Origin of the sequence: Streptomyces sp. NPDC088707 (assembly GCF_044752725.1) — a bacterium.
In the GTDB taxonomy this organism is placed as follows: Bacteria; Actinomycetota; Actinomycetes; order Streptomycetales; family Streptomycetaceae; genus Streptomyces.
Genome location: NZ_JBIVLV010000005.1, coordinates 71182 through 84175, shown reverse-complemented (window position 1 = coordinate 84175; position 12994 = coordinate 71182). Strand labels below are relative to the sequence as shown.

The following is a 12994-nucleotide window of genomic DNA, read 5'->3' as shown; positions in this document are numbered from 1 at the left end:
GAGGCGGCCGGGGCCGGGCACATTCCACGCGAGACTGCTGGAACTGCCTGTACCGGGGTGATCCTCTACGGTCGACTCGAACGCGTACGTACCGGAGGAGTCGACATCATGCCCGCCATCCCCGCCACCTCCGTCGCCAACCTCCGTGACCTGGGGGGTCTGCCGCTCGCCGGCGGGCATGCCGTCCGTCCGGGCCTCGTCCTGCGGTCCGCCCAGCTCGACCGGCTCGACCCGGCCGAGCCGGTCGTGGCCGCGCTGGGCATCCGTACGGTCGTCGACCTCCGTACGGAGACCGAGCGGGCCGACCGGCCCGACCGGCTCCCCTCCGGTGCCCGGGGCCTCGTCGCGGACGTGCTCGCCGACCATCTGGCCACCAGCGGACTGCCGCCCGCCGCCCGTCTCAAGGCGCTGCTGTCCGACCCCGCGCTCGCCGAGGAGCACCTCGGCGAGGGCCGGGTCCGGGCGGCCTTCGCCCGGACGTACCGGGCCTTCGTCTCCGGAGAGTCCGCCCGCGCGGCCTACGGCACCCTCCTCACCGAGCTGGGCGCTCCGGGCGCCGGTCCGCTGCTCTTCCACTGTGCGGCGGGGAAGGACCGTACGGGGTGGGCGGCGACGGTCGTCCTGTCGCTGCTCGGCGCGGACGAGGAGACCGTGCGGGAGGAGTACCTGTCGGTCAACACGGCCGTACGGCAGGCGTTCGCGCCGATGATCGAGGGGTTCACCGCCCAGGGCGGCGACCCCGATCTCGCGCTCGATCTGATCGGGGTCCTGCCGCGGTACCTGGACGCGGCGCTCGACGAGGTGGCGGTCCGGCACGGGTCGATGGAGCGGTACGTACGGGAGGGTCTCGGGGTCCCGGACGAGGTGGTGGAGCGGATCCGCGAGCGGCTGACGGTCCGCGCGGGGCGACCGGTCGGGTGAGCCGCCGGGTGGGCCCCGGCTGAGCCCCGGGTGACCCGTCGGGTGGGTCGTCGGGTGGGTCGTCGCGTCGGTCGGACAGGGCGCCGGCAGCGGGAGTCGGCCGCCGAGCATGCTGTGCCGTCGCCGTCCGGGCCGCCGGGGTGACCATCGGAAGAATCGCTCGTTCTGCTGAACGTGAGCACCAAGGATCTCGTTCCCTCGCCCGTGGGCCCCGTCGACGTCGAGCAGGCCGAGGCCGCGCTCGTCGAGCGCTATCCGCGTCTCGTCCGCATCGCCTACCTCGTGCTGCCGCCGTCGCTCGGCCGCAACCGCCGGGTGCTGACCGCGCACGCGCTCGTCCAGCGTTCGCTGCCGCGCCGCCGGGTCGCGGGTCCGCCCGTGCCGGAGCCGCGGCTCGCGGAGGACGCGGTCGATCCCGGATACGCGTACGTACGGGGTGAGGTGCTGCGGCAGGCACTCGTCGCGGGGCTGCCGTTGCGGCGCCTCGCGCTGCCGCGCCGGGCCCAGTTCCCGCCGCTGCTGCCGCACGTGTGGGGGCTGCGGCTGTTCCCCCGGGTGGGCGGCGCGGACGAACTCGCCCTGGACCAGCGGCTGTCCCGGCTCTCCGGGCCGGGCCGCGCCGCGTACGTCCTGCGGGGCCTGGAACGCCAGGGCGACGCGGAGGTCCTGCGGGTGCTCACGGCGGCGGGGGTGGCGGACCCGGCGGCGGCGCTGGCGGAGGCCGACGCGCTGGAGGACGCTCCCGACTCCCCGGGTGAGGGGCCGGACGGGACGCTTCCCCCGTCCGGTGGCGGGGCCGGCACCCGTTCCGGCGCCGGTGCGGGTTTCGCCGACCGGGTCGGCGCCGGGGGTACGGGCCCGTACGGCCGCAGCGACCGGGTGGGCGAACAGCCCGGTCCCGGCCGGGGCTCAGCCGGCGGCGACCGGCCGGGGACGGGCGCGGCCGGTCGCGCAAGCCACGGGGACGCGGGGCGGCGCGCCGGCACCCCGACCGGCCCCGACGGGTCCCCGGGGACCGGCGGCGCGGACGGCGGCGGCGGCGAGAACCGCGAGCACCCCCCTGCCGTCCAGCCGGCTCGGCGCGGCTTCGATCCCGGCAGGCGCCGCAGCGGTGTCGCCCTGCTCGAGTCCGACGAGTTCGACCCCTGTGCGCTGCAGGCGCGGCCCACCGACCTGCTGCGGCGGCGGCAGCACGCGCGGGCCGGGGTCGTCGCCGTCGCGGCGTTGCTCGTGTGCGGGGCGCTGCTCGGGCTGCCGGGGGACGGATGGGGCAGAAACGGTGCTGCGGCGCCCTCGTACGCCCGCAACCCCGCCGCCGAGGCCGCGCTCGACCCCGGGGCCCTCAAGCGGGTCGACCCGGCCGTCTGGCCCGGTTCCACCCGGCAGGACTTCTCCGTGTGGCCGGCGCGCGGTGCGCTCACCGGGGACCGCGCGCTGCTGCGGCGGGCGCTCGCCGTGTGGGCGCGGCCCGGCGCGTCCGTGCACTCGTCCGCCACGCCCGGGACGCCGGTCGGGCCGCCCATGGGGCCGCCCCAGCTGCTCTTCGCCGGGGTGGTCGACGGGGCCCGGGTGGTGCTCCTTCACGACGGGCTGCGGGCCGTGCGGTACGCGGAGCCCGTCGGGGGCGACGCCGGTGCCGCGCTCGACTTCGCGCGGACCGACGGCGCCGACGCCGTCGGCTCGGCCGCGCTCGTGCTCTCCCGCGCGGCCGGCAACGTCCGCTATCTGACGGCTCCCTGGGTGAAGGAGACCGCGGTACGGGATCTCCTCGCGCCCGGCGAGGACGCGAGGCCGCTGGGGCGTGACGCCGGCGGGGTGACCGAGCCGATGACCGGTCCCGCGCCGGCGAAGGGCTGCACCCGCTGGAACACCCTTCAGGTGCGGGACGGTTCAGGGCTCCGGATGCTCGCCGACCTCGGGGAGCTCGCGCCCGCCCGGCTGCTCTGGGGGCCGCCCGCCGCACCCGCCGACGCCACGGCCCCCGAGGCGCGCGAGGCCTGGGCGCGGACCGCGTGCCAGCTGTCCGCGGTACGGGCGCACGGCGTGCGGTCCGTGAACGCCTGGCGGTTCGCCCGGCAGCCGCTGCCCGAGGGCGCCGGGCGCGGCACCTGGCTGTGCACCCGCGCGGAGACCTGGCGCGGTACGGGCAGCCGGGTCCTCGCCCAGTTCCTGGTCCCGTCGCCCTCCGTGCCCGCCGCGCTCGCGGCGCGTTCCGAGGGGTCGCCCGCCTGCGGTGTGCGCGATCCCCGGGTGCTTGCCGGGGTGCTCTGGCAGGCGCCCGGCGGCGGCTGGTACGTGCTGGCCGCCGGGAGTCCGGAGTTCACCGCCCTGGAGACCTCCGGCGGGGTGAAGGGCCGGTCCGACGGGCCGCTGCTGGCCGTGAAGGCGGCGGCGGGGGCCCGCGCCGACCTCGGCGGCACCCTGCCGGACGGGACACGGGTGCGCGCGCTGAGGTGATGTCCGGGCCGGGTGGGGGAGGTGGGGACCTCCCCTCCCCCACCTCCTCTTGGCGTCCCCTCCCCCACAGGGCAGAAAGACGGTGCACACCTCTGTTGCCACCGCGCTACCCCTCAGTACATTGACGCCATGTCTAATACGCAGCCTGCACCGGTGGCGTCGGAGCACGTCGAGCTCAAGGCCCGAAAGGTCTCCTTCGACTGGGAGGAGACTCCGCTCCACTGGGTGCCCGGCGATCCCTTCACCACGCACACCATCAACGTGCTGCACCTGCTGCTCCCGGCCGGCGAACGCTGGTTCGTGCACGTCTACCGGCAGGCGCTGCCGTACATCACCGACGACCGGCTGCGCGCGGACGTCATCGGCTTCATCGGCCAGGAGGCCGTCCACTCCCAGGCCCACGACGACGTCCTGCCCCACCTCCGGGAGCAGGGCCTCGACCCGACCCCGTACACCGCCCAGGTCGACTGGTTCTTCGAGAAGCTCCTCGGGGACCGGACCCTGCCGCCGGGGCGGCCGCGCCGCTGGTGGCTGATGGAACGGGTCGCGCTCATCGCCGCGATCGAGCACTACACCGCCTTCCTCGGCGACTGGGTGCTGAACGCCGACGAGCTCGACCGGGTCGGCGCCGACCCCACCATGCTCGACCTGCTGCGCTGGCACGGCGCCGAGGAGGTCGAGCACCGCTCGGTCGCCTTCGAGCTGTTCACGCTCCTCGACGGCGGCTACCGGCGCCGCGCCCGCACCTGGGCGCTCGCCTTCTCCGCCCTCGTCTTCCTCTGGCAGCGGGGGGTCCGCTTCTTCATGGAGAACGACCCCACCCTCCTCGACGGCAAGGCCTCCTTCGGCCAGTTCGTCCGCAAGGGCCGGCAGGGCGTGCTGCCCTCCACCCCGGACATGCTGCGCTCGATACCCCGCTACCTGAGCCGCGCCTACCACCCCTCCCAGGAGGGTGACACCGCGCAGGCGATGGCCTACCTGGCCTCCTCCCCCGGCGCCAACGGAGGCCGCTGATGCCCCGGTTCACCACCGTCGCCCTCGTCGCCGGGGCCGCGCTGCTCGTCCGCCGCGCCGTCCGCAGCCGGATGACGACCGCCCCGCTGTGGCCCATGCCCGCCCTCGACGAGCCCGTGTCCGGATACGGCCGGGGCAGCACCGTCCCCCGCAAGGTCCTCGTCACCTCGCGTGCCACTCCGGCCGAAGGAGTCGTCGAACTACGTCTGGAGGGACGCGGGTTGCCCGCCTGGCAGCCCGGCGCGCACATCGACCTCGTCCTGCCCTCCGGGCTCGTCCGGCAGTACTCGCTCTGCGGCGACCCGGCCGACCCCACGTACACCGTCGCGACCCGGCTGATCGAGACCGGGCAGGGCGGCCGGGGCGGCTCGCGCGAGGTCCACGAGCAGCTCCACGAGGGCGTGGAGATCGAGATCCGGGGCCCGCGCAACCGCTTCCCGCTCGTCGGCTCCCCCGCGTACGTCTTCGTCGCCGGCGGCATCGGCATCACGCCGGTCCTGCCGATGCTGCGCGCCGCCGAGGCGGCCGGGGCGGACTGGCGGCTCGTGTACTGCGGGCGCAGCCGCGCCACCATGCCGTACCTGGCGGAGATCGAGGCGCTGGGCGCCGCCGGGGACCGGGTGACCGTCGTCGCCGAAGACGAGACCGGCTACCCCGACCTGGGCTTCCTCGCCGGCGTACCGGCCGGGACCCCCGTCTACTGCTGCGGTCCCGACGGGCTCATGGACGCCGTGACGGCGGCGATGCCGGAAGGCGCGGCCCCGCGCCTCGAACGTTTCTCGGCCACCGCGACGACCGGCGGCACGGCCTTCGAGGTCGAGCTGCGCCGCTCAGGCCGTACGGTGCGGGTGGCGGCGGACCAGTCGGTCCTCGCGGCGGTCCGCGAGGAGGTCCCGGGCCTCATGTACTCCTGCCGGCAGGGCTTCTGCGGGACCTGCCGGCAGCGGGTCCTGGAGGGCGAGGTCGACCACCGGGACGAGCTGCTCACCGACGCCGAGCGGGACGACTCGATGCTGATCTGCGTCTCGCGCTGCGCGGGAGAGCGGCTCGTCCTGGACCTCTAGGGGGTCAGCGGGCTACGGCAGGACCAGCCAGTCGAGGGCCAGCGCGGCGAGGAGGCCTCCCACCAGGAGCCAGGTGCCGAGCCGCGTACGGCCGTTGCGGGAGAGCTCGATCACGATCCCGCAGAGGATCATCGCGAGTCCGTACACCCCGACGACCAGGACCGACGTCCGGCTCGCGAGCCGGATCACCAGGACGACGGCCATCGCGACGAGCAGCACGGAGGCGACGGCGACGCGGATGCGCCGGGCCTGCTTGGGCGTGAGGCCGTCCGCGGCGGCGACCTCGTCCTCGTCCGGGGTGTCGTCGTCGTCCGCCTCGTCGAGGTCGTCCTCGTCGAGGTCGTCGTCCTCGTCGAGTTCGTCCGCCGCGGCCGCCGTGTCCCGGGCGGCCTCGTCCGCCGCGGCCGTCTTCCGGCCCTCGGCGGGGGTCTTCGCGCGTACGGCGTCGGCCTCTTCGGCCTCGGGGGCCTCCGGGGCCTCGGTTGCCTTGACGGCCGGGGTGTCCTGGTCGGAAGCGCTCATGGGGCAGGAGCGTATCGGACGACGTTAGGCTGTTCGTATGACGACCGGGGTGCGCCGCAGGATGGGCGTCGAGGAGCGCAAGCAGCAGCTGATCGGGGTGGCCCTCGAACTCTTCAGCCACCGCTCTCCCGACGAGGTCTCCATCGACGAGATCGCCGCGGCCGCGGGGATCTCGCGGCCGCTGGTCTACCACTACTTCCCCGGCAAGCAGAGCCTCTACGAGGCGGCCCTCCGGCGCGCGGCCGACGAGTTGGCGGCCAGGTTCGTGGAGCCGCCGCAGGGTCCGCTGGGGGCGCGGCTGTTGCGGGTGATGGGCCGGTTCTTCGACTTCGTCGACGACCACGGGCCGGGGTTCGCGGCGCTGATGCGGGGCGGGCCCGCGGTGGGCTCCTCCACGACGAACGCGATGATCGACGAGGTGCGGCAGGCCGCGTACGTGCAGATCCTCGCCCATCTCCAGGTCGAGAAGCCCTCGGCCAGGCTGGAGTTGGTCGTGCGGTCCTGGGTGTCGCTCGCCGAGTCGACGGCGCTGATCTGGCTGGACGGCCGCCGGGTCCCGCGCGCCGAGCTGGAGTTGCAGCTCGTGCACGACTTCGGGGCACTCGCCGCGGTGAGTGCCGCGTACGACGCGGACATGGCGGAGATCCTGGTCGGCATCCTCGCCGACGAGCCGGCCGACGGCCCCTTCGGGGAACTGGTGGCCCGGCTGGTCGCGCTGGTGCCCGCGGTCGCGCCCGAGGTGCCCTCCGTACCCGATCAGCGCTTGCGGTAGGACGCCTCCAGGTCGCGGACCTCGACCGAGAGGCGCACCCCGTCGGTCGCCGTGAGGTGCTCCGGGAGGAGGGCGAGGACCGCCTCCGCGAGGCGCCCCTTGAGCTCGTCCGGGCGGCCCGGCAGCAGCGCGATCTCGACGTGGACGAGGGCGTCCTGGGTCGAGCCGTCCCCCACGACCGCCTCGTCGACCTCGCGGAACCGGGTCTTGCAGGCGTCGAGCGTCGTGTCGACCGTCTTCACGACGAGCGGGTGCAGGGCGAGCGCGAAGCCGCGCCGGTCGAGGGGCGCGGAGTGGTCGACGGTGATCTGCGGCATGGGCACTCCCGGCCAGAGGGATACGGCTGTCGGATGTCTGGCCACACCTTTACGGTGATCGCCATGACGGCACAAGTGACCTTCCGGCAGGCGGACGCCGGCGATGTGGACCTGCTGGTGGGAATGTACGACGGCGCGGCCCGGTGGATGCTGAGGAGCGGGATCGACCAGTGGAAGCCCGGCGGGAAGAGCGCCGAGCACTTCCGCGGACGGCTCGCCGCCGGTGAGGTGTGGCTGGCGTGCCACGGCGGGCTGCCTGTCGGCGCGTACGAGCTGTGGTGGGAGGACGAGCAGGCCTGGGGCCCGCAGCCGCCGGTCGCCGGGTACGTCCACCGGCTGATGACGGACCGGGGCTCGGCCCCCGCCGGGGCCGGGCGGGCGCTGCTCGCGCACGCGGAGGGCCGGGTCGCGGCCGGTGGGCGGTCGGTCGCCCGGCTGGACTGTCTGTCGGACAACCCGCGGCTCCGTACGTACTACGAGGCCGCGGGCTATCGTGCCGTCGGCGAGGAGCCGGGAAAGCTCGCCGCCGACGGCACGCGCTACGGGGTGACCCTGATGGAGCGGTCGCTCACCCCGGGTCCGACGGGTGGGGGTGTCACTTCGCCGTGAAGACCGCCACCGTGCGCGCCGGGACCGTGAAGGTGCCCGAACCCGGCTCGTAGGACGACGTCTTCACGACCGTGTCGGAGCCGTTCGCCTGCACCGGGTGCAGGGCGTACGACGTCCCGGCCAGGCCGGGGGCGCGCTGCGTCTGCTGCCGTGTGCTCGCGTTGAAGACCACGACCAGGTCGCCCAGGCGCATCGTGATCACGCCCGGGGTCTCCTCGGGGCCCGAGAGCGGGAAGGACAGGGCGTCCTGCACCCGGTCCGCGGTCGCGAGGGAGAAGGCCGGCTCGGTGGTACGGATCTTCTGGAGGTCGCGGTAGGCGGCGGAGGCGCCGTCGATCTGCGCGCAGCCGACGTTCAGGGCCGGGTTCACCAGGAGCGGCTTCCCGTATCCCCACTTGGCCTTGTTGTCGGGGGCCGGCGGGAGACCGCGGCCGAAGCCGTTGCCGTCGCCGCAGTCCCAGTGGATCGCGTTGAACCAGTCGCCGCTGTCGTAGGAGTTGCGGTCGAGGGACTTGGAGCGCAGCAGGTCCGAGCCGGCCTGGGAGAGCGCCGGGCCCTGCGAGAGGGTCGCGGTGGCCATGGCGAGGACCTGCATGCGGGCCCGGTCCGCGGCCGGCGTGGCCGCCGGGAGCTTGAAGGCGAGCGCGTCGTACAGGGTCTCGTTGTCGTGGGCGTCGGCGTAGGCGAGGGCCTCGCCGGGGGCGGCGGCGTATCCGGCGGGGGCGCCGTTGTAGTCGACCTGGCTGCCCTTGACCGTACGCCCGGAGGTGTCGGTGAAGGAGTAGTCGGCGAGGTTGCCGGTCAGGCCGACCTTGATGAGGTCCTGGTAGTGGAGGAGCCGGGCCTTCTGCTGCTCCGGGGTGCCGTTGGCGGTGGACGTGTTGGGGTCGGTGAAGAGGCCTGAGGCGAAGCCCTGGACGCCGGGGTCCTCGTCGAAGGGGCCGCCGCCGCGGACGGCGTCGCGGGCCCGGTCGGAGAAGGTCGCGATGCCGGTGCCGGCCATGTTCTTCTGGGTGGCCTGGACGAAGCGGGCGTCGTCGGCGATCTCGCCGAAGTTCCAGCCTTCGCCGTAGAGGATGATCGCCTTGCCGTCGACGCCGTCCTTGGCGACGGTCAGCTCGTCGAGGGCCTTGCGCACGGCGAGGATGTTGGCCTTGGGGTGGTGGCCCATGAGGTCGAAGCGGAAGCCGTCGACCTTGTAGTCCTTGGCCCAGGTGACGAGGGAGTCGACGACGAGCTTGCCCATCATCGCGTTCTCGGGTGCGGTGTTGGCGCAGCAGGTGGAAGTGGCGACGGTGCCGTCGGCCTGGAGGCGCTGGTAGTAGCCGGGGACGATCCGGTCGAGGACGGACTTGTCGGACTGTCCGGCGGCGACGGTGTGGTTGTAGACGACGTCCATGACGGTGCGCAGGCCGCTGCCGTTGAGGGCCTGGACCATCTGCCGGAACTCGACCGTGCGGCGGGTGCCTTCGGGGTCGGTGCTGTAGGAGCCCTCGGGGACGGTGTAGTGCAGCGGGTCGTAGCCCCAGTTGTAGGCGTCCTCGGCCGCGGCGGCGGCCACGCAGGCCTGCTGCTCCTCGGAGTCGGGGGCGTAGACCTTCAGGTCGCAGGCGGGCTCGGTCCGGTCGGACTTCTTCTCGGGGATGGTGCCGATGTCGAAGGCCGGGAGGAGGTGGACGTAGGAGGTGCCGGAGGCGGCGAGTTCGCGCAGGTGCTTCGAGCCCTTGCTCGCCTTGTCCGTGAAGGCGAGGTAGGTGCCGCGGTGGTCGGCCTTCGCCGTGGGGTCCGCGACGGAGAAGTCACGGATGTGGAGTTCCTGGATCTGGGCGTCGCGCAGCGGCACGGCGGCCGGCTTCCTGAGGCCGCGCCAGCCGGCCGGTGCGAGCTTCGGGTCGGCGAGGTCGACGGCGAGGCTGCGGGCGGAGTCGGTGGTGAGGGCGGTGGAGTAGGGGTCGGTGACCTTGTTCACCACGATCTTCTGGACGCTGGGCGCCCAGACCTTCACCACGTACCGGTACGGCTTGCCCGCCCAGCTGCGAGGGCCGGTGGCGGACCAGACGCCGGAGGTGTCGTCGCGCCGCATGGGCACGGTCCGGCCGTCGAGTTCGAGGGCGACGGACTGCGCGGTGGGCGCCCAGACGGAGAGGCCGACCCTGCCGCCGCGGAAGACGGGGCCGAGGGCGGCGCCGGTGGCCTTCTTCGCGTACAGGTCGTCGAGGACTCCGGCGGTCTGTACGCCGGTGGCGGCGAGCAGGGCGCCGTTGGCGGCGCGCTGGGTGGCGATCAGCTGTCCGCGCAGGGAGTCGCGGACGCGCTCGGTGTCGCGCGGGTCGACGGTGAAGGCCGGGTACTCCTTGAGATGGGGGTACTTCGCCTTCTGGGCGTCGGTGAGGGCGGTCTGGTTCAGCCGGAGCCACCGGCCCTCGGTGTTCAGGGCGCCGTCGGTGACGGTGATCCCGCCGTCCTTCGCGTACACGAGCTGCTGGCTGGTGGCCTCGGTGGCCTTGACCTTCCAGACGACGGTGTTCTGGTCGATCCACTGGGCCTCGGCCTTGCCGAGGTCGAGGTTCGGGGCGCCGCCGACGGTCGGGAGCAGGTACTTGGGCTGTCCGGAGAGCAGCCACACCTCGTGGCCGAGGCTCGCCAGGTCGAGGGACTGGTCGGTGGGCAGGTCCTTCTCGTCGCCCTTGTGGAGGATGTACGAGAGGGAGCTCGCGCCCTCGGTGAGCGGGACCTCGTAGACGGCGCCGTAGGCGTCGGTCCGGGTCGGCATGAGGGGCTTGGACCAGTCGGTGGGCTGGGCGGCGCCGGTCCAGGTGTGGAGGCCCCAGCCCTCGTAGTTCCCGTCGGTCCGCTGGTAGTGGAGGACGGCCTTGGTCTTGTCCGGGGTCACCGGGGCCGGGTTGGTGTCGGACTGGCCGTCGGCGCCTTGGGTGATCCAGACCTCGCCGGTGCGTCCGAGGTCGACGCTGCGCTGCGGGCCGTCGGCGGCGCCGTTCTTCTCGACGGTGTACGCGAGGGTGGCCGCGCCTTCGGGGACCTTGACCCACGCGAACGCGCCGTGGGCGTCGCGGCCGGTGAAGGCGGCTTCCTGGCCGGCGCCCTTCAGGGTCCAGCCGTCGTAGTTCCCGTCCTCGCGCCGGTAGTGGACGACGGCGTAGGTGCGTTCGACGGCGACCGGCTTCTGGGGGGCGGGGGCCTGTCCGGCGGTGCTCGCGGCGGTGGCGCTCGCGGTGCGGCCGGTGCTGTCGACGACGACGGCCTTGTAGCGCAGGGCGGTGCCGGCGGGGGCGGCGACGTGCTGGGTGACCTTGTAGGGGGCGTGGTCGGCGGTGCCGAGGGTCTGCCAGCGGCCGTTGCCGGTCTGGGCGGCGAAGACGACGCGGTTGAGGGCGTCGCCGCTGACGTCGGCGGTGAGCTCGACGGTGCCGGTGGCTCCGGCGGCGGGGGCCCTGAGGCTGACGGAGGGCTTCACGGCGGGGGCCGGGAGGGGCTTGTCGGCCTTGAGGACCAGGGAGGAGAGGGCGGGGACGGTGACGGTGACCCTGCCGTCGGCGGCGTTCACGGCGCCCTGGCTGCCGTACAGGCCACGGAGGTTCACCGAGTCGACGGGGACGGTGACCGTCTTGGCGGTGGTGGCGCTGTTGGTGGCGACGAGGTACTCGGTGCGCGTCTTCGGGTCCGTACGGGTGAAGGCGTACACGGAGCCCTCGGCGTACCGTTCCCGCTGGACGCCGTCGCGGAGGGCCGGGTGGTCGCGGGTCAGCTTCGACAGGGCGGCGACGGACCGGTACACCGGGTGCGTGGGGTCGTACGCGTCGGTGGCGTGGGTGCGGTCGGTGCCGAGCTGGTCGTCGTCGAGGTAGTCGGCGGTCTGGGAGGCGAAGAGGGTCTGGCGGGCGTCCTTGTCGCCGCCGGGGCCGGTGAAGCCCTGCTCGTCGCCGTAGTAGATCACCGGGTTGCCGCGGGACAGGAACATCAGCTCGTTGGCGAGGGTGGCCCGGCGGACGAGTTCGGTGTCGGAGGCGTTCGGGTTGTCCTGCTTGAGGAAGGTGCCGATGCGGCCCATGTCGTGGTTGCCGAGGAAGGTCACCTGCTCGTAGGCGTTGGCCTTGTCGGTGGTGTACCGGTAGTCCTCGGCGAAGACCTTGGCGAGCCGGTCGGCTCCGGCGCCCTGGGAGGCGAAGGCGCGGGCGGCGTCCTGGAAGGGGAAGTCGAGGGTGGCGTCGAGCCGGCCCCGGGTGACGTACGGGGAGGTGACGGCGGTGTCGGCGGAGTAGACCTCGCCGAACATGAAGAAGTCCTCGCGGCCCTGCTTCTTCGCGTAGGCGTCGAGGGCGGTGGCCCACTGGGTCCAGAAGTCGAGGTCGACGTGCTTGACGGTGTCGATGCGGAAGCCGTCGATCTTGAAGTCGCGGACCCACTTCTCGTAGATCCTCCGCATGCCGTCGACGACCTCGGGGCGCTCGGTCCACAGGTCGTCGAGGCCGACGAAGTCGCCGTACTCGGCGGACTCGCCGACCCAGGTGGAGTCGCCGCGGTTGTGGTACATCGCGGGGTCGTTGAGCCAGGCCGGGACCTTGGTGTCCGCCTTCTCGGTGGAGGCGACGGGGGTGTACGGGAAGGAGTCCCGGTCGACCTTGCCGACGGCCTCGCGGTCGTCGAAGGGGCGGCCGTCCTTGTCGAGGTACGGGTAGGCGCCCTTGGGGCGGTAGCCGTACTTCTGCTCGGCGTAGTCGACGGTGTCGGCGGTGTGGTTGGTGATGACGTCGAAGAAGACCTTCATGCCCTTGCGGTGGGCGGCCGCGATCAGCTTCTCCAGGTCCTCGTTCGTCCCGAAGTGCGGGTCGACCTGGGTGAAGTCGGTGATCCAGTAGCCGTGGTAGCCGGCGGAGGCGTCCTTGCCCTCCCCCTGCACGGGCCGGTTCTTGAAGATCGGCGCCATCCAGATGGCGGTGGTGCCGAGGCCCTTGATGTAGTCGAGCCGCTCGGTGAGGCCCTTGAGGTCGCCGCCCTGGTAGAAGCCCTTGTCGGTGGGGTCGAAGCCGGTCTGGGTCCGGCTGCCGGTGAGGCCGCCCCGGTCGTTGGAGGCGTCGCCGTTGGCGAAGCGGTCGGGCAGGACGAAGTAGAACTGCTCGCGGGTGAGGTCCTGGCGGGCGGGCTCGGCCGCGAGCGCCCGGTCGGAGGGCGGGGCCGGGGGCCTGGGCGCGGCGGCCGCGGGGACGGCCGGCACGAGGGCGGCGCACAGGGCGGCGGCCAGTGCGACCGCCGTTCTCTTGCGTGTCACGGGGGTGCTCCCTGGAGGAGGGACGGGTGTA

At 73.6% G+C, this 12994-nt stretch carries 9 protein-coding genes; 6 read left to right on the top strand and 3 right to left on the bottom strand.

Going from position 1 to position 12994, the window contains the following annotated elements; translation table 11 throughout:
• The first annotated feature begins 108 nt into the window (after positions 1–108).
• The 4 genes from ACIP84_RS16855 (at position 109) to ACIP84_RS16840 (ending at position 5456) form a co-directional block, all read left to right on the top strand.
• The gene (locus ACIP84_RS16855) at positions 109–921 is read left to right on the top strand and encodes a tyrosine-protein phosphatase (protein WP_401798415.1); all 813 of its coding nucleotides are present in this window, start codon (positions 109–111) and stop codon (positions 919–921) included.
• 174 nt (positions 922–1095) lie between these two features.
• Positions 1096–3378, top strand: a complete 2283-nt coding sequence (locus tag ACIP84_RS16850; RefSeq protein WP_401798414.1) for a hypothetical protein — start codon at positions 1096–1098, stop codon at positions 3376–3378.
• 129 nt (positions 3379–3507) lie between these two features.
• Positions 3508–4392: a metal-dependent hydrolase gene (locus tag ACIP84_RS16845; RefSeq protein ID WP_401798413.1), complete on the top strand. Its 885-nt coding sequence runs from the start codon at positions 3508–3510 to the stop codon at positions 4390–4392.
• Complete coding sequence (locus ACIP84_RS16840; protein ID WP_355964692.1) at positions 4392–5456, top strand: PDR/VanB family oxidoreductase; 1065 nt, start codon at positions 4392–4394, stop codon at positions 5454–5456. Before ACIP84_RS16845 ends, ACIP84_RS16840 begins: the two co-directional genes overlap by 1 nt.
• Before the next feature lie 12 nt (positions 5457–5468).
• Here the strand turns inward: ACIP84_RS16840 and ACIP84_RS16835 are convergent, their stop codons facing one another.
• Positions 5469–5978, bottom strand: coding sequence for a hypothetical protein (locus ACIP84_RS16835; RefSeq protein ID WP_401798412.1), 510 nt, complete (start codon positions 5976–5978; stop codon positions 5469–5471).
• Between the two features lie 37 nt (positions 5979–6015).
• Between ACIP84_RS16835 and ACIP84_RS16830 the strand changes: the two genes are divergently transcribed.
• On the top strand, positions 6016–6750 hold the full coding sequence (locus ACIP84_RS16830) for a TetR/AcrR family transcriptional regulator (RefSeq protein WP_355964690.1): 735 nt from the start codon (positions 6016–6018) through the stop codon (positions 6748–6750).
• On the opposite strand, the gene ACIP84_RS16825 is transcribed toward ACIP84_RS16830, so the two are convergent.
• On the bottom strand, positions 6735–7067 hold the full coding sequence (locus ACIP84_RS16825; protein ID WP_355964689.1) for an isomerase: 333 nt from the start codon (positions 7065–7067) through the stop codon (positions 6735–6737). The genes ACIP84_RS16830 and ACIP84_RS16825 overlap by 16 nt on opposite strands.
• 63 nt (positions 7068–7130) lie before the next feature.
• Here ACIP84_RS16825 and ACIP84_RS16820 point away from each other — a divergent pair, with 63 nt between their 5' ends.
• On the top strand, positions 7131–7676 hold the full coding sequence (locus ACIP84_RS16820) for a GNAT family N-acetyltransferase (RefSeq protein WP_401798411.1): 546 nt from the start codon (positions 7131–7133) through the stop codon (positions 7674–7676).
• On the opposite strand, the gene pulA is transcribed toward ACIP84_RS16820, so the two are convergent.
• Positions 7663–12963 carry a pullulanase-type alpha-1,6-glucosidase gene (gene pulA, locus ACIP84_RS16815; RefSeq protein ID WP_401798410.1) on the bottom strand — a complete coding sequence of 1767 codons (5301 nt, stop codon included), beginning with the start codon at positions 12961–12963 and terminating at the stop codon, positions 7663–7665. The two genes, ACIP84_RS16820 and pulA, sit on opposite strands and share 14 nt — an antisense overlap.
• Positions 12964–12994 lie beyond the last annotated feature (31 nt).